Annotated in this window: 18 protein-coding genes; 11 read left to right on the top strand and 7 right to left on the bottom strand. The window is 69.2% G+C overall.

Annotated features, from left to right (window positions below; translation table 11 throughout):
* Positions 1–4 precede the first annotated feature (4 nt).
* Entirely contained in the window at positions 5–1447 is a 1443-nt protein-coding gene (locus V1Y59_RS03960; RefSeq protein ID WP_330503530.1) for a dihydrolipoyl dehydrogenase family protein, read from the top strand.
* A gap of 60 nt (positions 1448–1507) precedes the next feature.
* On the opposite strand, the gene V1Y59_RS03955 is transcribed toward V1Y59_RS03960, so the two are convergent.
* On the bottom strand, positions 1508–2284 hold the full coding sequence (locus V1Y59_RS03955; RefSeq protein ID WP_330503529.1) for a pirin family protein: 777 nt from the start codon (positions 2282–2284) through the stop codon (positions 1508–1510).
* A 150-nt stretch (positions 2285–2434) separates the two neighbouring features.
* Here V1Y59_RS03955 and V1Y59_RS03950 point away from each other — a divergent pair, with 150 nt between their 5' ends.
* Positions 2435–4078, top strand: coding sequence for an NTF2-like N-terminal transpeptidase domain-containing protein (locus V1Y59_RS03950; protein WP_330503528.1), 1644 nt, complete (start codon positions 2435–2437; stop codon positions 4076–4078).
* A gap of 72 nt (positions 4079–4150) precedes the next feature.
* Here the strand turns inward: V1Y59_RS03950 and V1Y59_RS03945 are convergent, their stop codons facing one another.
* Both V1Y59_RS03945 and V1Y59_RS03940 read right to left on the bottom strand, forming a co-directional pair.
* Positions 4151–4615 (bottom strand): DUF3054 domain-containing protein, encoded by a 465-nt coding sequence (locus V1Y59_RS03945; RefSeq protein WP_431309091.1) that lies wholly within the window; start codon positions 4613–4615, stop codon positions 4151–4153.
* 6 nt (positions 4616–4621) lie between these two features.
* Positions 4622–5800, bottom strand: a complete 1179-nt coding sequence (locus tag V1Y59_RS03940; protein ID WP_330503527.1) for a lysylphosphatidylglycerol synthase transmembrane domain-containing protein — start codon at positions 5798–5800, stop codon at positions 4622–4624.
* A 34-nt stretch (positions 5801–5834) separates the two neighbouring features.
* On the opposite strand from V1Y59_RS03940, the gene V1Y59_RS03935 reads away from it, so the two are divergent.
* From V1Y59_RS03935 to V1Y59_RS03925, 3 genes are read left to right on the top strand one after another with little or no spacing between them, the layout of a single operon-like run.
* Positions 5835–7205, top strand: a complete 1371-nt coding sequence (locus tag V1Y59_RS03935; protein WP_330503526.1) for an AI-2E family transporter — start codon at positions 5835–5837, stop codon at positions 7203–7205.
* Complete coding sequence (macS, locus tag V1Y59_RS03930; protein ID WP_330503525.1) at positions 7189–8409, top strand: MacS family sensor histidine kinase; 1221 nt, start codon at positions 7189–7191, stop codon at positions 8407–8409. The genes V1Y59_RS03935 and macS overlap by 17 nt, the downstream gene beginning before the upstream one ends.
* Complete coding sequence (locus V1Y59_RS03925) at positions 8399–9061, top strand: response regulator transcription factor (protein WP_330503524.1); 663 nt, start codon at positions 8399–8401, stop codon at positions 9059–9061. Before macS ends, V1Y59_RS03925 begins: the two co-directional genes overlap by 11 nt.
* A gap of 190 nt (positions 9062–9251) precedes the next feature.
* Here the strand turns inward: V1Y59_RS03925 and V1Y59_RS03920 are convergent, their stop codons facing one another.
* From V1Y59_RS03920 to trmB, 4 genes are all read right to left on the bottom strand, one after another.
* Complete coding sequence (locus tag V1Y59_RS03920) at positions 9252–10622, bottom strand: MFS transporter (RefSeq protein WP_330503523.1); 1371 nt, start codon at positions 10620–10622, stop codon at positions 9252–9254.
* Between the two features lie 139 nt (positions 10623–10761).
* Positions 10762–13962, bottom strand: a complete 3201-nt coding sequence (locus V1Y59_RS03915) for an MMPL family transporter (protein ID WP_330503522.1) — start codon at positions 13960–13962, stop codon at positions 10762–10764.
* A 188-nt stretch (positions 13963–14150) separates the two neighbouring features.
* Positions 14151–14849 (bottom strand): NYN domain-containing protein, encoded by a 699-nt coding sequence (locus V1Y59_RS03910; RefSeq protein ID WP_330503521.1) that lies wholly within the window; start codon positions 14847–14849, stop codon positions 14151–14153.
* On the bottom strand, positions 14846–15625 hold the full coding sequence (trmB, locus tag V1Y59_RS03905; protein WP_330503578.1) for a tRNA (guanosine(46)-N7)-methyltransferase TrmB: 780 nt from the start codon (positions 15623–15625) through the stop codon (positions 14846–14848). The genes V1Y59_RS03910 and trmB overlap by 4 nt, the downstream gene beginning before the upstream one ends.
* Before the next feature lie 105 nt (positions 15626–15730).
* Here trmB and V1Y59_RS03900 point away from each other — a divergent pair, with 105 nt between their 5' ends.
* From V1Y59_RS03900 to V1Y59_RS03875, 6 genes are all read left to right on the top strand, one after another.
* On the top strand, positions 15731–16606 hold the full coding sequence (locus V1Y59_RS03900) for a tRNA modification GTPase (protein ID WP_330503520.1): 876 nt from the start codon (positions 15731–15733) through the stop codon (positions 16604–16606).
* A complete protein-coding gene (locus V1Y59_RS03895; protein ID WP_330503519.1) occupies positions 16606–18075 on the top strand; it encodes a GTPase Era family protein in 1470 nt (489 codons plus the stop codon). Before V1Y59_RS03900 ends, V1Y59_RS03895 begins: the two co-directional genes overlap by 1 nt.
* Positions 18076–18228: 153 nt before the next feature.
* Entirely contained in the window at positions 18229–18624 is a 396-nt protein-coding gene (locus V1Y59_RS03890; RefSeq protein ID WP_330503518.1) for a DUF6802 family protein, read from the top strand.
* A gap of 164 nt (positions 18625–18788) precedes the next feature.
* Complete coding sequence (locus V1Y59_RS03885; RefSeq protein WP_330503517.1) at positions 18789–20618, top strand: phosphoenolpyruvate carboxykinase (GTP); 1830 nt, start codon at positions 18789–18791, stop codon at positions 20616–20618.
* Between the two features lie 199 nt (positions 20619–20817).
* Positions 20818–21825: an esterase-like activity of phytase family protein gene (locus V1Y59_RS03880; protein WP_330503516.1), complete on the top strand. Its 1008-nt coding sequence runs from the start codon at positions 20818–20820 to the stop codon at positions 21823–21825.
* A 105-nt stretch (positions 21826–21930) separates the two neighbouring features.
* Positions 21931–22800, top strand: coding sequence for an ABC transporter ATP-binding protein (locus V1Y59_RS03875; RefSeq protein WP_330503515.1), 870 nt, complete (start codon positions 21931–21933; stop codon positions 22798–22800).
* The last annotated feature ends 3 nt before the right edge of the window (positions 22801–22803 follow it).

Genomic DNA, 22803 nt, shown 5'->3' with positions numbered 1-22803 from the left:
GGGTATGGACGGCGACTCGCAGACCAGCACCTACGACGTGGTCGTGATCGGCGGTGGTCCGGTCGGCGAGAACGCCGCGGACTATGCGATCCGCGGCAGCGACCGAACCGCGGTGATCATCGAACACGAACTCGTCGGCGGCGAGTGCTCGTACTGGGCGTGCATGCCCAGCAAGGGGCTGCTCGGGCCGGGGTCCGCGCTGGCCGCCGCGGCCGCGCTGCCGGGTGCCCGCGAACGACTCTCCGACACCGCCCCGGACCGGTCGGGCGTGCTCGGGCGGCGTGACGAGATCACCGGCGGCCGCGACGACACTTCGCAGGTCGAATGGGCGAGAAACGCGGGCATCGACGTGATCCGCGGGCACGGGCGCATCGTCGGTGAGCGGGAGGTGGCGGTGGACGAGCGCCGCGTCGCCGCCCGGGAGGCGGTGGTGGTGGCGACGGGCAGCGTCGCGTCGATCCCGCCGATCACCGGCCTGCGGGAGGCCCGGCCGTGGACGTCGCGGGACGCGACGAACCTCGTCGACGTGCCGGAGCGGATCGTGGTGCTCGGCGGCGGTGTGGTCGCCTGCGAGGCCGCCACCTGGCTGCTCGATCTCGGGGTGCGCGAACTGACGATGGTGATCCGTGGCAACCGGCTGTTGCCCAAGAACGAGCCCTTCGTCGGTGAGATGGTCGCGGATGCGCTCACCGCCCGCGGCGCCGACATCCGATTCGGTACCGAGTTCGAGTCCGTCGAGCGGCCGGACGCGGCCGACACCGGGTACGGCCACCTCCACGGCGGTCCCGCCCGGGTGACGCTGAGCGGCGGTGACGTCGTCGAGGTCGACGAGATCCTGGTGGCGGCGGGCCGCAGGCCGGCCACCCGCGAACTCGGCTTGAGCGGCATCGGTGTCGAGGAGTCCGGACCGCTGGGGGTCGATGACCACATGGTCGTTGCCGGCCATCCGTGGCTCTACGCGGTCGGCGACGTGAACGGACGGGTAGCACTCACGCACATGGGCAAATACCAGGCGCGCGTCGCCGGCGACGTGATCGCCGCGCGCGCCGAGGGCCGCAACCTCGACAGCCCGCGGTACTCGGCATTCGCCGACCACGGCGCCGTGCCGCAGGTGGTGTTCACGCGTCCGGAGGTGTCCGCGGTCGGGGTGACCGAGGAGCAGGCCCGCGCCGACGGCATCGACGTGACGGTCGCCGAGATGGACATCGCGGTCGCGGGCACCTATCTGCTCGATCCCGACTACAGCGGGCACGCCAAGCTGGTGATCGACCGCGCTCGGGACGTCGTCGTCGGTGCGACGTTCGTCGGCGCCGGGACGGCGGAACTCGTGCACTCGGCGACCGTCGCGGTGGTCGGGGAGGTGCCCGTCGACCGGCTCTGGCATGCGGTTCCGTCGTATCCGACCGTCAGCGAGGTCTGGCTGCGGCTGCTGGAGTCGCTGCGCTGAGGTTCTCTCGACGTGATTCCGGGTTCTGTCGGCGGGATTTGGGGTTCTCTCGGCGGGGGCTCAGCCCAGTAGCTCGCGCAGGTCGCGGTCCATCACCCAGATGAGCACCTCGGCAACATTCACCTCGGCATGGTTCACCTCGGCCTCGTCGCCGGCGGTCAGCCGCGTCCCACCCAGGTCGCCGCCGCGGACTGCGTCGCCCTCGCTCAGGGTTCGGCCCTCGATCCGCACCGATCCCTGGGTGACGAAGAGGTGGGTGTGGCGACCGGCGGGCAGCTCGATGACGCTCGAGGAGTCCAGTCGCGCGGCGTACATCGTGGCGGTCCGGTTGGCGATCCGGATGGCGGAGTCACGATGCGGATCCCCGGACGCGACCGGCACGAGACGTCCCGCCGTGAGCTCGTCGGCGATGTCGGCGGCGGCGTACGACGGGGCCAGTCCGGCCTCGTCCGGCATGACCCACATCTGGACGAAACGCACCGGCACCGTGCCCGCGCCCGGCCGCTCCGACCAGGTGTCGTTGCGCTCGGAGTGCAGGACCCCGGTACCGGCGCTCATCCGTTGTGCCAGACCGGGATAGACGATCCCCGAGTGTCCCTCCGAATCCCGATGGACCAGTGAGCCGGACGTGACCCACGTGACGATTTCAGACTCGCGGTGCGGATGTGGGTCAAAGCCCTGTAACGGTGCGACCACATCATCGTTATTCACCAACAGAGACCCATGATTTGTGTTGGATGGATCGTAATGGTCGCCAAAGGAGAAGCTATGGCGGGACGTGAGCCAGTCGGTGGTCGTGACCGCGCGGTCGACGGCCGGAATCACGGAGAAGTCCATACCCCAGTATGGGCAGCCCAGGCGGATGTGGTGCCGCCCACATCGCCTGCGGCGCGGGTGAATCCCCGAGACCCGATCGTGACCGGTCGGATCCCCGAATGGAAGCGGACGACATCGAATTCCAGTGTTACGCGAGTGAAAATTGAGACTATGAAGATCTGGGTCAGGCGAGCGCCGAAGATGGCCTGTGCCGTGGCGACCTGCGGCCTCGTGGTGGCGATCAGTGCGTGTGGTGGGACCTCCGGTGAGACCAAGGATGCGGCCGGTGCCGTCCGTGAGTTCGCCGCGGCGATGGAACGCCAGGACGCCGGCGGCGCGGCCAAGTTCACCACCGCGCCCGGTCAGGCCGGCGAGGCGTTGACCGAGACCCTCCAGTCGATGGACGCCGAGCACGTCGACATGGAGGTGCAGAACCCGGTCCAGTACAGCGACGGCACGGCGTCGTTCGGGCTCACGACCACCTGGCGGTGGGACGAGGACCGCACGTTCGAGACCACGAGTTCGGGTACCGCCCGACATCTGTCGACGGGCTGGAAGATCACCTGGGATCCGTCGATCATCTACCCGGGCCTGCCCTACGGCGGGCAGCTGCGGGAGATCCGCACGGATGCGTCACCGGCCCCGACGGTGAACAGCCGCTCGGGCAAGACGTTCATGTACCTGCAGCCGGTGAACGAGATCATCCTCGATCCGAACGAGACCGAAGACGTGCGGCGGTCGGTCCGCGCGCTGGCTCGCACCATCGAACCGATCGCGCCGCTGATCACCACCCAGGTCATCTCGGAGAAGTTGGCCGAGGCGCCGGGTGAGGCGATCACCGCGGTGACGCTGCGTGACCCGGACATGGAGGTGCTGCGATCCGATCCGGAAGCGGTTCCGGGCGTGGTCATCCGCAAGGCCGGCATGTTGGTCACCAAGGATCGGCGGCTGTCGTCGCCGCTGGAATCGGGCCTCACCAACTACTGGCAGGCGATCCGCAACGCCACCGCGGGCTGGCAGGTCCAGATGGTCGGCCCCGGGATCAAGCCCCGCAAACTGGCCGGCGAGCAGGGTCCGCCCGGACCGGATGTGCAGACCACCGTCGACCAGAGCGTGCAGCTCACCCTCGGTGACGCCGCGGTCGAGGTCGGGCAGCCGGCGACGATCATGGCTCTCGACGCGGCCACCGGCGCCATCCTGGCCATGGCCCGCAACAGTTATGCGATCGATCGCGGCACCAACGTCGACACCGTGTATCCGGTCGGGACCACACTGAACCCGGTGCTCACCGAGGTGGATCGGACCGCGAACGCCAACCAGGAGTCCAGCGACGCCGTCATGGACCGGCTCGGTCTCGGCGTACAGTTCACCGTCCCGGGAGCCAGCGCACCGTCCGAGGATCAGCCGGGCGTGGCCACCGTGGACTTCCGCCCGGACGGCATCGGGATGTCGATGATGAACATGGGCGCACTCGGTGTCGCCCTTGCCCGCAGCTCGATGGGCCAGATGACGTCGGTCGCGCCGTACATCGTCAAGGGTGTCTCGACGACGGTTGCGGGCGGACAGTTGGGAGAACTGGACGCCGCGACGACCGCACCGATCCTGCGGGCGATGACGACCGTGGCGAAAACCGGGGACGCGAGCGACCTCACCGGGGCGCCGGGTCTCAAGGCGCTCGTCGGCACCAACGGGCCGCAGGGACCCGGCTGGTTCCTCGGCCTGCAGGGCGGAAAGGTGATCGTCATCTACACCGAGGGCGACAGGTCCGGGACGGCGGCACTGCAGGTGGCGCAGAAGTACTTCCGGATCAAGTAACCCGTCCGTTCGTGCGGGTGGGTCATCGCGCACTCAACGAGCATCCGCGCGTGAAGCTGCGCGCGCGGTAGCTCAGTCGGCGCGCGAGACGGCTGATCGGCGGCGGGCCAGCACGAACAGGGCGCGCCAACCCAGCAGGAACACTCCCAGCGTGATGGTTGCGACGATGACGAAGCTGACCGCGACGCCCTGGTGCAGCAGATAGCGCAGGATCATCGCGATCGCCACCGCGCAGAACCAGATCATCACCCCGGCCGGCGCGATTCGTTCGGGTCGGAAATCGTGGCCGAACCAGTCGCTGGACCAGGCGTGGGAGAACACGTAGGCGATCGACCATCCGGCGGCTGCGCCCACGGCGAACGGCCAGAGCGTCTGCAGAACCCCGGAGACCGCGAGGCCTTCTTCGTGGCTCGACCGGCCGATGAGGACGAACACGGTGATCGCGACGAGATCGATGAGCGCGACCACCGGCATCGGCAGTGTGCGCCCCGGAGATGCCGGGGCGTCGGCCGGTGCGACAGTGGGTGGCCTCGACATGGTCCCCTACGGTAGCTGGTCGTCGGGCCGGGGACCATCATCCCGGTCCGCGTCGCGATCACGGCCCGGGTCGGATTCCGGCGTGACGTCCGCCCGGTCGCCGGCCCCCCGATCCCCAGTGCTGAGGTCGCGGTCGAGTTCCTCCTCGAGCGTCTCGTCCGTGCGGAACGAGCTGCGGAACATGAACAGCACCACGACCCAGCCGATGGCCGCGATCAGGATGTAGCTGATCACGCGATACACCAGGACTGCCGTGATGGCGTCGGCCGCGGGCATTCCCGCGGACGTGAGCGCGGGCACGAGGACGGCGTCGACGACACCGATCCCGCCGGGCAGAAGCGGCACCGCCGTGCCCACGGCCTTCCCGGCCGCGTAGGCGACCATCAGGCCGGCGATACTCGGATGCGCGCCGACCGCCCAGCACGCGAAGGCCAGACAGGCGACGTCGGCGACCCAGTTGAACAGACTCCACCCGAACGAGACGCCGAGATCGCGCTTGGACAACTGCACGGCGCGCAGCTGTTCGAGGGTCTCCATGATGCGGTCGTGGCCGTGACCGTGCTCCTTGCTGCGCACCTGGTTGATCCAGTCCATCACCCGCAGCAACGTGCTCTGCAACGACTCGGGATGGCTGGCCAGGTACTGGAACACCACGGCCACCGCGATGAACCCGAGGACCGAGAAGACGACGGAGAACGGACTCGTCTTCGCGCCGGCGAGCAGGGCGCCGCCGAAGCCCAGCACCGCCAGGCCCACGCCGGCGAGCAGCCCGGACATCACCACCTGCCACGACGCGACGACCGGTGTCGCACCCCATTTCCGGGTCTCGCGGTAGACGAACGCCGGCGACAGCACCGGACCGCCGGGCATCGTCTGGCTCACCGCATTCGACGCGAGGATCACCGACAACGACTGCCACTGTCCGACCCGGACGCCCGCCGAACGGAGCAGCGCGCGTTGCACCTGTGCGTAGCTGTCCATGGAGAGCAGCGCCGCGACGACGCTGGCCGCGATCCAGCCCCACTCCAGGTCGCCGATCCGCTGCCACGCCTCCTCGAGGCTGGGGGAGATGAGCACTATCTCGACGGCCAGGATCGCCACCACGATCGCCAGGAGCACCCACCGCAGCCACCAGAAGCGTGGCCGCGTGGTCACACTCCCGATGGCGGGCCGCTCCGACGACATAGCCCACACCATAACCGCAGCTAGGCTGAGACCCGTGAGCGATCCCGACACCTCCGATCGATCCCGTCGGTCGGATGGGTCCGACGATGTGGCAGTCGCCGATCGGGAGAAAGTCCACCCCCTGGTGCGAGCGACGGCCGAATGGTCGTGGCGGTTGTTGGTGATCGCCGGTGCGGTGTACGTCCTGGTCCTGGCCTTCAACCAGTTCGAGGAAGTGCTGGTGCCGGTGGCGCTCGCCATCCTCGGCGCAGCCATGCTGGTGCCGGTCGTCGACGTGCTCGACCGCGTGGGCTTCCCGCGGTCACTGGCGGTCCTGGTGGCGATCGTCGTGGTGCTGGGCCTGTTGGCCGCGGTGCTGACCTTCGTCGTGCAGGAGTTCATCCGCGGCATCCCGCAACTCACCGACGAGATCACCACGACCATCGATCGAACCCGTGAATGGCTGGTCGACGGGCCGCTCGGGATCGACCGCGAGCAGGTGCAGAACATCGGCAACGACGTGACCGGCTTCCTGCAGCACAATCAAAGCCAGGTCACCAGCGGCGCACTCGCGACCGCGACCACCGCCACCGAGATCGTCACCGGCGCGCTGCTCGCGTTCTTCCTGCTGATCTTCTTCCTGTACGGCGGCGGCCACATCTGGACCTTCGTCACCAAAGCCGTCCCCACGGAGACGCGGGCGCGGGTCCACGCGGCCGGCACCGCCGGCTTCGCCACCCTCGTCGGATACGTCCGCGCCACCGTGGCGGTCGCGTTCGTCGACGCGCTCGGCATCGGGGTGGGACTGGCGATCCTGCACGTGCCGCTGGCGCTGCCACTGGCCTCACTGATCTTCCTCGGTGCCTTCATCCCGATCGTCGGTGCGTTGGCGACCGGCACGCTGGCCGTGCTGGTCGCCCTGGTGACGCAGGGCTGGATCGCGGCGATCATCGCCCTCGCCATCGTCGTCGGCGTGATGCAGTTGGAAAGTCATGTGCTCCAGCCGTTCCTGCTGGGTCGGTCGGTGCGGCTGCATCCCGTCGCCGTGGTGTTGAGCATCGCCGCGGGCATCGTCGCGGCCGGGATCATCGGTGGTCTGCTGGCCGTGCCGTTGATCGCGTTCGCCAACACGGCGATCCGGCACCTGTCGGGCAGTGCCCCGAGTGCCCGACGTCGCCACGAACGAGCCGACGAACCGATGTACTCCGCCGCGCCCGACGAGCCGCGCTGGGACCGCGTCGACCACCGCGACGCCGAGGACGCCGACGCCGTCCACGCCCAGACCGTGGAGGCCCTGCGGCCGTCGTATACGTCGGGGGCCGAGCACACCGCGACGGCGGACCGTCCGCCATCCGAGGAGGACGCCGCCGCGGACGTCGACGACCAACCGACCGACCACCCGCGGGGCGATGATCGGGACGCCTGAGCCGCGCGGTGCCCCCGGTCGCGCCGGGCAGCCGGCGGTGATCATCGACAGCGATCCGGTGGGACCGCTGTGGCGTGCCGCGCAGCTGTTCCGGCTGATCTCCTACATGTACGCGCTCGGATTCCAGATCGCGATCAACGACGATCTGCTGCATCGGGGTGTGGCCTGGGTGTTGTTCGGCATCCTGACCGCGTGGACGCTGGCCTCCGGCATCGCCTACTACGTCGGCTTCGGCCGCAACAGGTATTGGGTCGCGGTGGACGTGGCGGTCGCCTGCGCGATGATGCTGTCCACCTCGTACGTGGCGACCGAGGCGTGGGCGCTGAACAACCAGAGCTGGCCGACGACCCTGTGGGCGGTCAACTCGGTGATCTCCGTGGCGCTGCTCGCCGGACCCGTGTGGGGGATCGCCGCGGGTCTGTTCGTCGGCGGCACCAGCGCATTCGTCAAGGGTGCCTTCGACCTCAACTTCGGGCGCAACGCGACGATCATCATCGTCGTCGCCACCGGCATGGCGGTCGGGTTGGCGGCGGTCATCGCGCGGCGTGCGCATGCGGTGCTCACACAGGCTGCCGGCATGGCGGCCGCCACCGCCGAACGCGAACGGTTGTCGCGGGAGGTGCACGACGGCGTTCTGCAGGTGCTGGCGCTGATCGCCAAGCAGGGCCGTGAGATCGGCGGTGAGACGACCCACCTCGCGGACCTGGCCGGGGAACAGGAACGCGCTCTGCGGCGGCTGGTGTCGGAGGCCGGCGGTATCGACGTCGCGGCGGGCACGACAGATCTCGGTGCGGTGTTGCGCGGCTTCTCGTCCGACCGGATCTCGGTCAGCGCACCCGCGACCGCGGTGGATGTGCAGGCGGGCGTCGCCGGCGAGATCCGGGCGGCGGTCGTCAACGCCCTCGACAACGTCGCCGACCACGCGGGTCCGAACGCCCGCGCCTTCGTGTTGCTGGAGGACCTCGGTGACCGCGTGGTTGTCAGCATCCGCGACGACGGAGTGGGGATCGCGCCGGGACGGCTCGACCAGGCGCGCCAGGAGGGGCGGATGGGGATCTCGAAATCGATCGTGGGTCGCGTCGAGTCCCTCGGCGGAACGACAATGCTCGATTCCGAACCGGGCGGCGGCACAGAATGGGAGTTGACGATTCCGGTGGGCGCCAGGGCCCATGACGCGACAGACGGGACAAGCAATGACCGGTGACGAGCGACCACGGCTGCGGGTGATGGTCGTCGACGATCATCCGATGTGGCGTGACGGGGTTGCCCGCGACCTGGAAGAAGAGGGATTCGACGTCGTCGCGACCGCCGACGGGGTGGGAGCGGCGCGTCGTCGGGCCGCTGCCGTTGCGCCCGACGTGGTGCTGATGGACATGCAATTGCCCGACGGCAGTGGGGCCGAGGCGACCGCCGGCGTGCTGGAGATGTCGCCGTCGAGCAGGGTGCTGGTGCTGTCGGCCTCCGACGAGCGCGACGACGTGCTGCAGGCTGTGAAGGCCGGTGCGAGTGGCTATCTGGTGAAGAGCGCGTCGCGGACCGAGCTGGTCGCGGCGGTCCGGGCCACCGCCGATGGTCAGGCGGTGTTCACGCCCGGCCTGGCCGGGTTGATCCTCGGTGAGTACCGCCGGATATCGGCGGAACCCGGTCCGGCCGACGATCGGCCCACCCTCACGGGGCGGGAGACCGAGGTCCTCCGGTATGTCGCAAAGGGGTTGAGTGCCAAGCAGATTGCGCGCAAGCTGTCCCTGAGTCACCGGACCGTCGAGAACCATGTCCAGGCGACGCTGCGCAAACTCCAGTTGGGGAACCGGGTCGAATTGACCAGGTATGCCATCGAACACGGGTTGGATGAGTGAAAGAGTAGGTCTCGATACGCCGGCTCGCGGGCTCGCGCGGCTACTCGACCAGCGGGCGTTGGGGGGTCTCGATACGCCGGCTCGCGGGCTCGCGCGGCTACTCGACCAGCGGAGAAACGCCACCCGACCAGCGGAAAAACGCTACTCGACCAGCGGACGATTCATCCGCTGGTCGAGTAGGAGCGAGCCGCTAGGCGAGTGACGTATCGAGACCCGCCGTCTCCGACGCCGGACGCCGGTCGGCCGTCGCGATGACATCGCCCCGATCCCGCGGCACCAGCATCGTGGCCGCCGCACCGGCCAACGCGATCCCGGCGAAGATGTAGAACGCCGCACTCGACGAGATGCCCGCGCCGATCAGGAGTCCACCGATCACCGGGCCGACGATGCCGCCCAGTCGGCCGAACCCGGCACACCACGCGACACCGGCGGCGCGGGCCGACGTCGGGTAGAAGTTCGACACGTACCCGTAGATGAGCACCTGGGTTCCGATGGTGCCGGTACCCGCGACGGCCACCGCGGCCAGCAGCACCGGGAGCGGGAATCCGAGGGTCAGGAAGATCAGGGCGAAGGTCGCCAGGCAGAACGACGTCGCGACGATGCGCTGCGGGCCGCGACGATCGGCCAGGCGTGCCGCGATCAGGCCGCCGACGATGGCGCCGCCGTTGAGCACGAGCAGGAACGACAACGATCCCTTCGCATTGAAGCCGGCGGATTCCATGATCTGCGGCAGCCAGGTGTTGAGGCCGTAGGTCAACAGCAGTCCGGCGAAGCTCATCATGCCCAGCAGCAGGGTGGGGACGAGGAACCGACGTGACGCTAGTGCGGCGAAGCCGACCTTCGCCACCTCGTCGGGGCGCGCGTCGGCGGAGGGCTGCGGAGCGAGGTCGACCGGGATGCCGGTGCGACGGCCGATGGCGGCGGCTTCGTCGAGCCGTCCGCGAGTGACCAGCCACTGCGGCGACTCGGGCATCTTCAGCCACGCCAGTGGCAGCAGGGTGACCAGGGGCAACGCGCCGATCCAGAACAGTCCGCGCCAGCCGATGTGGTCGGCGAGCAGGAGTGCGAGCACCGCGGCGAGGACACCGCCGGCCGGGACACCGCTGTAAACGATGGCGTTGAACAGGTTGCGCTTGGAGGTGGGGGCGAACTCGGCGATGAGTGCGCCGACGGTGGCGACCAGGCCGCCGATCCCGATGCCGGTGAGGCATCGCAGGATGCCGAAGGTGGCGACGTTGGGGGCGAGCGCGGTCGCGCCCATCCCGATCGAGAACCACACGATGTTCATGAGCATCATCCGGCGGCGACCGACGCGGTCGCCGAAGGTGCCGGCGATGAACGCGCCGACCATCATGCCGATCAGTGCGTACGAGCCGAGCGCGCCTGCGGTGCCGGGGCTGAGCTCACCCAGCTGGGATGGGTCGTCGAGCAGGGTCGGCAGCACGGTGCCGTAGACGACGAGGTCGTAGCCGTCGAAGACGATGGCTATCGCGGCGAGGGTGACGATCCAGAGCACGCTGCGGCGATGCTCGGGACCGGTCCAGGTCGTGGGTGCATTCATGGGGCTGCCTCCGTGGTTGGTGTGCTGGGAGACAATCCTGCTGTTATGTGTGGTCGATCACATCCGGGCTATGCCCAGTCCTGGCCAAGGGGGTATTTGAGAGCGGGCGGCGTGCGATTGATAAACAGCCCGTCGCCGCTCAGCTCTCCGAGCGGCTACGCCGCAGCAGCTCCTGAACACTGATCTGTGCGCCGTCGCCGTCACTGTCGGACCGGGCGTGCCGGTCGGTGGCGCGACGACGACCCTCGGCCGCGCCCGACCGGTCGGAACCGGAGGCATCGCGCTGTCCGCTGCGCCCATCCTGGGCGTCCGGACGGTCGCCGTTGAGGGCCCGCGGGTCGGATGTCTGCGCGTCGACCGGTGGCGTGGTGCGCGGTGGCGTCGAGTCGCCGAGCCCGCGGTCCATCGGTAACCGCCCGGGGCGCTGCGAGTCGGAACGCCGCGGGTCGGGGGCACGACGCTGACCTTCGGGTGAGAGCGACGCCGCGAGGGGTCGCTTGCCGGTCGAGTCGAGACTCGGTCGCCGACCCAGCGCCGAATCGCCACCGGGCGGCGGTGTCGGCGGCTGCGGAGCGCCCGGCGCTGGGCGCGGCGGCTGCGGTGCGTTCGGGGTGGCAGGTGCCGCCGGCGCGGCGGGGGTCGAGGAGCCGGTGGGGGACGCCGGCGCGGCCGGGCGGCCGGCGTCGTCACCGAGCCGGATTCCGCCTGCGCCCAGTCGCCAGCCGCCGGTGTCGGGGCGGTCGGACCGGGACTTCGTCAGCCGGGAGAACGTCGGTGTGGGTCGGGCCGGTGGCCGGGCTTCCGTCGAGGGCGGGGTCGGGTCCGTTCCGGTCGGGGCAGCGGGTGCCTCCGGCCGGGCGGGTCGCTGCGGCGCGGCAGGGGACGGGCCCGGGGTCGGACGGTTCGGCGGTGTCGCCGGGCGCTGCGGCTGTTCCGCGCTGCGCGCCGACCCTCGGCCGGCAGTGGCCGCGGATGCCGCGACACTCGCGGTCCGCGGGGCCGCGCGCATGGCCGACGTCGGTGCCTCGGCGACGAGCGTGCCCGCCGACCGGTTGTGCGCGGCCACCGTCTGGTCGCGCATCTCGTCGGGTTCGTCGTCCAGGATGGTCTCGCCGAGGCCGATCTTCTGCTGCATCGCACGCATCCAGCGCGGCGCCCACCAGCAGTCGTCGCCGAGCATCTTCATCACCGACGGCACCAGCAGCATGCGGATGATCGTGGCGTCCAGGATGAGCGCCGCGATCATGCCGTAGGCGATGTACTTCATCATCACGATCTCGGACAGACCGAAGGCGCCGGTGACCACCACGAGAATCGCGGCGGCAGCGGTGATGATGCGCCCGGTGTGGGCGGTGCCGAGGCGGACGGCCTCGGTGGTGCTCGCGCCCTTCTGTCTGGCTTCGACCATTCGGGACATCAGGAATATCTCGTAGTCGGTCGACAAGCCGAAGATGATCGCGATGATCAGCACGAGGACAGCCGCGAACAGCGGGCCGGGGGTGAAGTTCGCGATCTCCGCGCCGTGTCCGTCGACGAAGATCCAGGTCAGGATGCCGAGTGTGGCGCCGAGCCCGAGGGCGGTCATCAGCGCGGCCTTGATCGGCAGCACCAGCGAGCCGAACTGCAGGAACATCAGGAACCCGGTGACGAGCACGAGCAGCACCGCCATCAGCGGCAGCCGCGACATCAATGCGTCGATCGAGTCCTGCGTGAGCGTCGGGGTGCCGGCCACCCACATCGTGAGGCCCTGGGTGTCGATCGCGCGGAGGTCGTCGATCGCCGGGGCCGCAGTGTTGCGGTCGACCAGGCCCGCCGACATCTGGATGATCTGCGGGCCGTTGTCGCCGTACTGGCCGGTCAGCGCGCCGCCGTCGGACGACGGGCTGAACTCCTTGGTGAAACCGGGGATCTGGTTGGCCTCGTCGGCGATCTGCTGGATCTTCTCGCCGCTGCCCCCGTCGTTCGGGTCGTAGGCGATGACCAGCTTGATCTCTTCGGTCCGCTCGGTCGGGAAGTACTCGTCGAAGTTCTCCTGCGCCACCCGGTTCGGATTGTCCGGCGGCAGATACGCCTCACTGATGCCACCGAATTTGATCCCGCCGAACGGAATGGTCAGGACCAGCAGCAAGAGGATCGTCGGAACCGCGGTGGCCACCGGGTGCTGCATGACCCATCCGGCCAGCCGGCCCCAGAATCCGTTCTCGATCTCCTGCTTGGTCTTGGTGCGCCGCAGGAACGGCAGCCCCAGCGCGTCGATGCGGGGGCCGAGGATGGACAGGATCGCCGGGAGCACGGTGATCGACAGGATCGCCGCGAGCGTCACCGACGCGATCGCGCCGTAGGCGACCGACTTCAGGAAGCCCTGCGGCATGATCAGCAGACACGCCAGGGCGGCGACGATGATGGTCGCCGAGAAGACCACGGTCTGCCCGGCCGTCATCACGGTTCTTCGTACCGCGGCCTTCGTCGAATAACCCTCCGCGAGTTCTTCTCGGAAACGGCTGACGATGAACAACCCGTAGTCGATCGCGATGCCGAGGCCGATCAGCGTGACCACCGATTGCGCGAAGATGTTCAGCTCGGTGGCCTGCGCGAGCATCTTCATGATGCCCAGCGACCCGGCGATCGTGAGACCGCCGATGAGGACCGGCAGGCACGCCGCGATCACCCCGCCGAAGATGAAGAACAGCATGATCGCCACCAAGGGCAGGGCGATCACCTCGGCACGGTGGATGTCCTTGTCCATGCCGTCGGCCATACTGCCGGCCACCGGTTGCAGGCCGGCGAGCTCGAAGGTGGTGCCCTCGAGGTTGAACCTCTCCGGGATGTCGTCGAAGAACGGTTCGATGGTCTGGTAGTTGTTCAGGACCGTGGTGTCGTCGTTGCCGGTGACGCCGATGCTGATGAAGGCGTGGCGTCCGTCGTCGGTGAAGGTGCGTTCCCGGATCGTCGCCTGCGCGGCCTGCGACGTCGCGGTCTGATCACGCAGATAGAACGGGTCGATGATGCCCGGGTCCTCGCGGTTGACGATGTCGCCGTGCTGGGCGATCAGATCGTCGACGAAGTTCTCCACCTTCGCGCCGAACTCCGGATCGTCGACGGTGGTGCCTTCGGGAGGCGTGACCAGCAGGATGACGTCGGAGCGGTGATCACGGCCCAGCGCGGTGTCGGCGACGACCGATCCCGCCACCGACTCCGAGGTCGGATCGAACCAACCGCTCTGGCTGAGGTACTTGCCGAGGTCGAGGCCGTACAGGCCCAGCCCGCCCATGAGCGCGATGAGAACCGCGATCACGGCGAAGCGCATTCGAAAGACGAATGTGCCGATCGCTCCGAACACGCCTTGTTCCTTTCTCGGTCGCGGGCCTTGTCTTTGCCGGCGGGGTCCGTGCCGGTGGGGTCCTGGTCGGTGGGGTCCTGGTCGGTGGGGTCGCAGTCGGCCGGACGGTCGTGGGGGTGGTGACTAGCGGGATTCTTACAAGCGGTCCTGAGGGATCCCTGAGTCCGACCGGGACTCTCCGGCCCTGATCAGTGCAGCAGTGCCTGCAGTGGCCGGAACGGTGTGAGCCACGCCCCATCGTCGGGCAGCGAGTCGAGACCGATACGCGGCAACGGCTCCCGGAACACCGCCGGGATGTCCTCCAGGTCGACGAACTCCAACTCCTCGGTGCTCAGTGCCCAACTGACGTGTTCGCGGAACCCGATCACGGTGACCGGGACCCCGTCGGCCGCCACTTCGAGCAGCGGCTCCCGGAACGCCTGGCCGTCGGCCGAGGCGACGATGAGGCCAGCTAGTCCCACAGTGTGCCTGCGAAGTGCGATGTGGTCGAGCATGTCGCTGTCCACATCACTGTCGTCGGCCAGTTTCGGCTTCGCGAAGACGGCATATCCGACGTTGCGCAGGGCGTCGACCCACGGCCGGACAACGTCGGCACTGCCCGGCACGATGTTGGTGAACACGGTCGCCTCGGGCTCGACGGTCGCCGGGCCGCCCGACGCCGAGATGTCGGCGGTGCGCGACAGCAGCCAGCGTCCCAGGGCGTCGAACCGGGGACGATGGGCCGCCGTGGGCCGCCCACCGAGGATCGCGCCGAGCCCCATGTCCATGTTCGGGGCATCCCACACCAGCAGGACCCGGGGTGTGCCGCTCTGCCCGGAGACGGTGTCGGCGAACCGGTTCGGCGGCGCGGATTCCGCTGCCCCGTCTGCGATGACGTCGTCGCTCATGCTCCGCCGCTTTCGGTCGGTCGAGAAGGGGACGGTTGGGGCCGAACATATACGAACTCGTTCACCTCGCGGCCCTCTCGTTCGGCGCGTCCCTCGAATTTGGTGGTGGGGCGGTCGAGCATGATGGGGGCGCCGGCGGTCGCCTGGACGACGTGCGGGCGGTCGCGGTGCTGGGTGGCGAGATGCTCGGCGATCCATTCCGCGTACCCGGCATGGTCGGTCGCGATGTGCAGCACGCCGCCGGGCTTGAGCCGGTCGGCCATCAGCTCCAGCGTCCCGCTCTGGATGAGGCGGCGTTTGTGGTGGCGTGATTTCGGCCACGGATCCGGGAAGAACACCCGGATCCCGGTCAGCGACTCCGGGGCGAGCAACTCGGTCAGTACCACGACGGCGTCCCCGCGCACCATCCGGACATTGGTCAGACCGCCTCGGTCGACGAGCCCGAGCAGCTGCGCGAGGCCCGGCTTGTAGACCTCCACCGCCAGGACGTCGACGTCGGGTTCGGCGGTCGCCATCGCCGCGGTCGAGATGCCGGTGCCGCTGCCGATCTCCAGGACGGCGGGCGCGGTGCGCCCGAACAGCGTCGGCAGGTCCAGGGGTTCTTCGGGGATGCGGTCGGTACCGATGGCGAGATCGCGGCCCAGCCGCGGCCACAGCTCGTCCCAGTTGCGCTGCTGCCCCGTCGTCAGGGTGCCGCGACGGAACCGGAAACTGGTCACCCGCGGATACAGCCGTGACTGGTCGACGCTTTCGCTCACCCGACCATCGTTGCGCATCAGGTGGGTTCCGGGACAGTCGGCCGCTCCCGGCGCGGTCACGTCGCCGGAATCACTGTGATCACGCGCACGACACCGGGCCGCCCGGACGCTACATTTCCAGGCATGCCGCACGACGAGACGATCGCGCCGGACAGCGCACTGGCGCGCCTCGCGGAGTCCGGGCGCCTGGCCGAGGTCGTCGACGTCGCGTCGCCGGTGCGGGCCGAGCTCGACGCGGCCGCCCGCCGTTACACCCGGCCCCTGCACGTGCGGGTGTCCGGGCGTCCCGGCAGCGGACGCGACACCTGCGTACGGGCGCTCGGTGCGCGACTGGCCGTGTCGGCCGCGCGCGACGGCGCGTCCGACGACGACGCCGACCTGTGGGTCCACGTCCTCACCGGCCCGGCCCGGCAGGCCGATCGCGATGTCCTCGACACCCTGCCCACCGACCGGACACTCGTGCTGCTCGGCAAATCCGACACCCACCGCGACCGGCAGGTGGCCGACGCGGTCGCCGCCGAGTGCGCCGAGGGCATCGGCCGCCCGGTCCACCCGGTGTCGGCACTGCTGGCCTGCGCCGACGTCACCGAAGCCGAACTGGACCTGCTGCGGCGGATGTCGGCAACCGGCGAAACCGTACCCGTGATGTCGGGGGGCTTCCTCGCAGCCGGCGGCGACGACGAACGGTCGACGCGCACCTCGCTGCTGCGTGGTCTCGACCGTGCCGGCATCGGAATCGCGCTCGACCTGCTGGCCCGCGAGCCCGGCGGCACGGACCCTGCCGACAATGACCCCGCCGAGATCAATCGGGAACTGTGGGCCCGCAGCGGGTTCGACGACCTGATCCCGGCCATCCGAGGCTGTATGGAACCCGTCCGGCAGTGGCGGCTAATCGAGCTCCGCGCCCGCCTGGAGGGCGTCGCCGCCCGCGGCCCTGATCGGGACGCGGTGGAGCATCTCCTGCAGCAGGCGTACCGGCCCGCGACGGAGGTGGCGTGATGACCACGACCGCGTCCGTCGGCGACGTGCGAGCCGAGGTGGCTGCCCTGACCGGATTCGATCCCGAAGCGATGATCGGGTCGGGGGCCGACGTCGCGGTCTTCGGGATCGGCGGGACCGGGGTCCGCAGCCTGGTGTCGGCGTGCCGCCGGGTCGATGCCGGTGTCGCGGTCGACGTCGGGCGCAGCGTCGACCACCCCGACGACAGTGCCGTAGGGGTGGCCCTGCTGGTGGTCGACCCGACGTCGTCGGTCGGAGCCGAGGAACGGGCGCTGCTCGACGACCTGCGCGTGCGGTTCGGCGTCGTCGCACTCGTCTGCACCAAGATCGACGCGTTCTGGGAATGGCCACGCATCCTCCGCGCACATCGCGCGACGCTCGACCCGCGTGCGGAACTGCCGGTGTTCGCGGTGTCGTCGGTGATCGCCCTCGACGACGCGACCGCGGATTCCGGCATTCCCGGACTGCTGGAGTGGGTCGCCGACGAGCTGCACGCCCCGCCCGCGGTGCGTCGTGAACGTGCTCGTCTCGGCGCTGCCCTCGCGGCGCTCGGTCGGGCCGAGGACGCGCTGATCGCCGCCGCCGACGATCGTGGCGTCGACACCGACGAACTGGCGCGCCGCCGACGGGCGCTCGCCGACACCCGCGACCGCGGTCGCGTCGACCGCCTCGCAGCCGCCCGCGCCGGCCTCGCCCGCGTCCGCAGCGAGTCGTACGCCGACGTCGCGGTCGGCACCCGCGCGCTGGCCGCCGAGGCCACCACCCGGTCGTCCCAGCTCACCGCCAGGACCGGGGGAGATTTCGTCCGATGGCTCACCGACGAGACCGTCATGCTGCGCGACCGGGTGGATGCCGCCACCGACGAACGCCTCGACGAGGTCCGCGCGTCCGCCCTGCTCGGCATCGACGCGTCGCCGGCGGAACCGGGACCGGCCCGCGCCGACGACATGACCGGCCCGCCATTCGAACGGCCCGTCCCGTCACGACGCCGCAGTGGCGAGGATGCGCTGCTGGTCCTGATCGGTGCGTCCACCGGGCTCGGCATCGGGAGGCTGATCGTCGCCCCGATGGCATCGGTCCAGACCCTGCAGTGGGTGAGCATGCCGCTCACCCTCGTCCTGGGTGTCCTCGTCGCGGCGCTGGTCATCCGGGTGCGCCGGACCGCCACCGTGCGCGTCGACCTGCGGAACTGGGGCAGCGAGGTCCTGAACGAGACCCGCGGTCGTCTCGAGCATCGGGTCGGGGCGCGCGTCGCCGCAGCCGAACCGGCCCTGATCAGCCAGATCAGCCGGTTCCACGAACGGCGTGCGCGTCAGGCGGCTGCCGAGATCGCGGCGATCGACGAGCAACTGCGCGCGCAGCGATCGGGTGCGACCGCACACGCCGACCGCGAGCGCCTCGCACGGCTGCGCGCCGCCCGAAACGAGCTGCTGCGGTCGGATGCCGCAACCGGTTCGGGCCGTCGTTGAGCAATTCGGTGGAACCGATCGGCGCCCCGGCGCGTCCTACCATCAAGGTGGCGTGCGGCAGAGTCGGCGACCTGGCGAAACGACGACATGGCGAAACGGCGACATGGCGAAACGGCGACAGGGCGAAACGGCGACAGGGGAGAGGAGAACGTGATGGACATGTCATTCCTGGGGGGAGACGCGCTCGGGGACGATCCATCCGACGACCGGGTGTCGATCGACACCGACGGTGCGGTCGCGGGACGGCACGAGGCGGGCGCGGTCTTCGACCTCGCCGACGACTCGACGTCGCCCGACGACCACCTGTGGATTCACGCGGACGGGCGCATCTGGGATCTCGGGCCGGCCGATGTCGACACCGACGACGACGGCATCCGTGATTCGCTGACCAGGACCGGAGACGGCGGGATCACCGTCTACACCGACACCGACCGCGACGGCCAGGTCGACAAGATCACCGACGTCGACACCGAGGGCGTGTTCTCCTCCCGCGTCCTGGATCCGGCCAGCGGCACGTGGAAGTCCACCGATACCGGCCGGCTCGGCTGATCGGGGTCGGGCGTTCGCATCCGCCAATGGCAGATGTCGTGATGTGGGATTCACCCCATCTGGATCACCCCGGTACCTAGCGGGCGCTCGGTGAACGTATCCTGTGGTGACGACGACATCGCGACGGCTCTGCATCGCGCCGTCACCTCGGAGGAGAACTGCTCATGACCTCAGCCACCATTCCCGGCCTGGACCCCAACACCGCCCCGACGAAACACGCCGGACTGCTGGCGTGGGTCGCCGAGATCGCGGAGCTGACACAGCCGGAACGGGTCGTGTGGTCCGACGGCAGTGATGCGGAATGGGATCGCCTCACCCAGCAGCTGGTCGACGCCGGCACCCTGATCAAGCTGAACGAAGAGAAGAAGCCCAACTCTTTCCTCGCCCAGTCCGACCCCGCCGATGTCGCGCGCGTCGAATCCCGGACCTACATCTGCTCGAAGACCGCCGAAGACGCCGGCCCCACCAACAACTGGGTCGATCCCGCTGAGATGCGCGCCACCATGAACGGGCTGTACCGCGGATGCATGCGCGGGCGCACCATGTTCGTCATCCCCTTCTGCATGGGCCCGCTCGGCTCCGACGACCCCAAGCTGGGCGTCGAGATCACCGACTCCGAGTACGTCGTCCTGTCCATGAAGATCATGACCCGCGTCGGTCCCCAGGTCCTCGAACTCCTCGGCGAGGACGGATTCTTCGTGAAGGCGCTGCACTCCGTCGGCGCCCCGCTCGAGCCCGGCCAGGCCGACGTCCCGTGGCCGTGCAACTCCGAGAAGTACATCTCGCACTTCCCCGAAGACCGGGAGATCTGGTCGTTCGGTTCCGGTTACGGCGGCAACGCGCTGCTCGGCAAGAAGTGCTACGCGCTGCGCATCGCGTCGGTCCTCGCCCACGACGAGGGCTGGCTCGCCGAGCACATGCTGATCCTGAAGCTGACCAGCCCGGAGAAGAAGGTCTACTACGTCGCGGCCGCGTTCCCGAGTGCCTGCGGCAAGACCAACCTCGCGATGATCCAGCCGACCATTCCCGGCTGGGAGGCCGAGACCGTCGGCGACGACATCGCCTGGATGCGTTTCGGCGACGACGGTCGTCTGTACGCGATCAACCCCGAGTTCGGCTTCTTCGGTGTCGCACCGGGTACCAGCGACGACTCGAATCCCAACGCGATGAAGACCATCGAGGCGGGCAACACCCTCTACACCAACGTCGCACTCACCGACGACGGAGACATCTGGTGGGAGGGCATCGGCGGCGAGAAGCCGGCTCACCTCACCGACTGGCTGGGCAACGACTGGACGCCGGACTCCGATCACAAGGCCGCCCATCCGAACTCGCGCTATTGCACCCCGCTCGACCAGTGCCCGTCGCTGGCGAAGGAGTGGGATGACCCGCAGGGCGTGCCGATCTCGGCGATCCTGTTCGGTGGCCGCCGCAAGACCACCGTGCCGCTGGTGACCGAGGCCCGCGACTGGCAGCACGGCGTGTTCATGGGCGCCACCGTCGGTTCCGAGCAGACCGCCGCCGCCGAGGGCAAGGTCGGCACCGTGCGCCGCGACCCGATGGCGATGCTGCCGTTCCTCGGCTACCACGTCGGCGACTACTTCGCCCACTGGCTGGACCTCGGCAAGAACGCCGACGCCCAGAAGCTGCCGAAGGTCTTCTACGTCAACTGGTTCCGTCGCGGCAACGACGGCCGATTCCTGTGGCCCGGCTTCGGCGAGAACAGCCGCGTGCTGGAGTGGATCGTCGGTCGCATCGAGGGCAAGAACGAAGGTGTCGCCACCCCGGTCGGCATCGTCGCCAAGCCCGAGGAGATCGACATGGCAGGCCTCGACGACCTGCCGACCGAGGACGTCGCGGCTGCCCTCGCGGTGAACGCCGACGAGTGGCGCCAGGAGATCCCCCTGATCGAGGAGCTCTTCGAGTTCGTCGGCGACAAGCTGCCGAGCTCGTTGCAAGACGAGTTGGATCAGCTCAAGCAGCGATTGTCCTGACGTAAGCTCACCTCCCAGCGCAAGCGACGGAGGCCGACAGAACCCAAAAAATCGCCGAGAGAACCCAGCCCTCCTCCGGGCTGGGTTCTCTCGGCGTAAATCTGGGTTCTCTCGGCGATTTTTTGGGTTCTGTCGGCGCGAAAGGGGTCGGCCTCCGTGTGGCGGGTTGCGTTGGCAACCATGCGGTAGGGTGCCGACCATGAGAATTCGCCTGTGGGGGGCGGCGCTCGTGTCTGCGTGTGCCGTAGCCGTTTCGACGATGACAACCGGTGTGGCCGCGGCCGCCCCGTCCGACGTCGTTGCGCTGTACCGGGATTCCACGATCGTCGGTGCGGTACCCACGTTCGGCGGGATCTCCGGGCTCGACCGCACCGGAAACGGTACGTACGTGCTGATCTCGACCGACGTCGGCCGCTTCGGTCCGGCACGGACGTACAACGCCCACATCCCGTTCCTGTCCAGCGAGGGATTCACCGCCGGCGGCCGGATCACCGGCGCCGGCACCGTCTTCGGGCCGAACAATCTCCCGATCCTGCCGGGCGGGGCACAGTTCGAGGGAATCCGTCGTGTCGGGGACGGTTTCGTGGTCGCCGGAGGCGGCAACCATCAGTTCGTCCGGCTGACCGGCCCCATCGGCAATCACGTCCGGGATCTGCCGCTCCCGGCGGCCTACCGGGTCACCCCCAAGAGCGGTCTGAACGGTCAGCGCGGACTCACCGGCGTGGCCGTCGCCCCGGGCGACCGGATCAGCGCGATCACCGCGGGCGGTCTCAAGCAGGACCGGTCGAACTCGGCGCGGCTGATCACCTGGGCGGGCCGCGGCACGTCGGAGCACGTCTACCGCACCGACCGCGGCAACGTCGCCGCAGACGTCATCGCGGTGAACAACACCGACTACCTGGTCCTCGAACGCGGCAACGGTCGAGCCGCCCGCATCTACTGGACCACCACCAGCGGGGCCACGCCGGTCGGCGGCAAGCAGAAACTGTCCGGCCGCGAGACCCCGATGCGGAAGAAGCAGATCTTCTCGACCGCACCGCTGCCGCGTCTCGTCGCCGGCAACATGTCGGGATTGGCTTGGGGCAACTGGCTTCCGGAGCGCAGTTCGGACCAGTACCGGGCTCGGGTGCTGTACGTGGTGACCAACGACATGTTCGCCGGCCCGACCCGGGTCCACGGGCTCGAGGTGCACCTGCCGAAGCGGTGAGCCGGGTCCCGTCCGTCGGCCGAATGACCCGCGGGCAGACCTCGGGGTGGTCTCAGGGATATTCCCGATGGCCATCGGTCCGGAGTTTCTGGCACCGTTGATGCCATGACATCGGCTCATACGGAGGGTTCAGCCCTCGACACCCGTACCGTCGCCGCCGGAGCGGCAGATCTGACCAAGGTGTACGGCACGGGTGACACCGTCGTCGAGGCCTTGCGCGGCGTCAGTATCGAGTTCGCCGCCGGCGAGTTCACCGCCATCATGGGTCCGTCGGGCTCCGGGAAGTCGACGCTGATGCACTGCCTCGCCGGGCTCGACGTGGCCACCGACGGGCGCGTGCACATCGGCGACGTCGACCTCACCGGTCTGTCGGACAAGGCGATGACCGAGTTGCGGCGCGACCGCATCGGTTTCGTGTTCCAGTCGTTCAATCTCGTGCCCACCCTCACCGCCGCCGAGAACATCACCCTGCCCGTCGACATCGCCGGCCGCGACATCGACAAGGAGTGGTTCGACACCGTGATCGACCGGCTCGGCATCGCCGACCGCCTCGATCATCTGCCGAGTGAACTGTCCGGCGGGCAGCAGCAGCGGGTGGCGTGTGCCCGCGCCCTGGTGGGCAAGCCGGAGATCATCTTCGGCGACGAACCGACCGGCAACCTCGATTCACGGTCCTCGGGTGAGGTCCTGGAGATCCTGCGTGCCGCCACCGACGAGTTCGGCCAGACCGTCGTGATCGTCACCCACGACCCCCGCGCCGCGTCCTACGCCGACCGGGTCGTGTTCCTCGCCGACGGACAGATCGTGCGGCAGCTCGCCCGGCCGTCCGCCGACGACGTGTTCGAGGTGATGAAGAACCTCGACGGTGCTCCCAACGACGCCGCTCCCACCGACACCGGGACGGCTGCCTCCGGAGACGACACCACCGGGCCGAAGCACGCCGCCACCGAGTCCCACCCCTACGAGGTGCACTGACAT

Source organism: Gordonia prachuapensis (genome assembly GCF_036350515.1).
In the GTDB taxonomy this organism is placed as follows: Bacteria; Actinomycetota; Actinomycetes; order Mycobacteriales; family Mycobacteriaceae; genus Gordonia; species Gordonia prachuapensis.
This window is presented reverse-complemented; position numbering and strand designations above follow the sequence as displayed.

Excerpts from the sequence above, each read along its gene's own strand:
- V1Y59_RS03960 (WP_330503530.1), top strand. The coding sequence starts at position 5 with ATGGACGGCGACTCGCAGACCAGCACCTACGACGTGGTCGTGATCGGC.
- V1Y59_RS03955 (WP_330503529.1), bottom strand. The coding sequence starts at position 2,284 with ATGGACTTCTCCGTGATTCCGGCCGTCGACCGCGCGGTCACGACCACC.
- V1Y59_RS03950 (WP_330503528.1), top strand. The coding sequence starts at position 2,435 with ATGAAGATCTGGGTCAGGCGAGCGCCGAAGATGGCCTGTGCCGTGGCG.
- V1Y59_RS03945 (WP_431309091.1), bottom strand. The coding sequence starts at position 4,615 with ATGTCGAGGCCACCCACTGTCGCACCGGCCGACGCCCCGGCATCTCCG.
- V1Y59_RS03940 (WP_330503527.1), bottom strand. The coding sequence starts at position 5,800 with ATGTCGTCGGAGCGGCCCGCCATCGGGAGTGTGACCACGCGGCCACGC.
- macS (WP_330503525.1), top strand. The coding sequence starts at position 7,189 with ATGATCGGGACGCCTGAGCCGCGCGGTGCCCCCGGTCGCGCCGGGCAG.
- V1Y59_RS03925 (WP_330503524.1), top strand. The coding sequence starts at position 8,399 with ATGACCGGTGACGAGCGACCACGGCTGCGGGTGATGGTCGTCGACGAT.
- V1Y59_RS03920 (WP_330503523.1), bottom strand. The coding sequence starts at position 10,622 with ATGAATGCACCCACGACCTGGACCGGTCCCGAGCATCGCCGCAGCGTG.
- V1Y59_RS03910 (WP_330503521.1), bottom strand. The coding sequence starts at position 14,849 with ATGAGCGACGACGTCATCGCAGACGGGGCAGCGGAATCCGCGCCGCCG.
- trmB (WP_330503578.1), bottom strand. The coding sequence starts at position 15,625 with ATGCGCAACGATGGTCGGGTGAGCGAAAGCGTCGACCAGTCACGGCTG.
- V1Y59_RS03900 (WP_330503520.1), top strand. The coding sequence starts at position 15,731 with ATGCCGCACGACGAGACGATCGCGCCGGACAGCGCACTGGCGCGCCTC.
- V1Y59_RS03895 (WP_330503519.1), top strand. The coding sequence starts at position 16,606 with ATGACCACGACCGCGTCCGTCGGCGACGTGCGAGCCGAGGTGGCTGCC.
- V1Y59_RS03890 (WP_330503518.1), top strand. The coding sequence starts at position 18,229 with ATGGACATGTCATTCCTGGGGGGAGACGCGCTCGGGGACGATCCATCC.
- V1Y59_RS03885 (WP_330503517.1), top strand. The coding sequence starts at position 18,789 with ATGACCTCAGCCACCATTCCCGGCCTGGACCCCAACACCGCCCCGACG.
- V1Y59_RS03880 (WP_330503516.1), top strand. The coding sequence starts at position 20,818 with ATGAGAATTCGCCTGTGGGGGGCGGCGCTCGTGTCTGCGTGTGCCGTA.
- V1Y59_RS03875 (WP_330503515.1), top strand. The coding sequence starts at position 21,931 with ATGACATCGGCTCATACGGAGGGTTCAGCCCTCGACACCCGTACCGTC.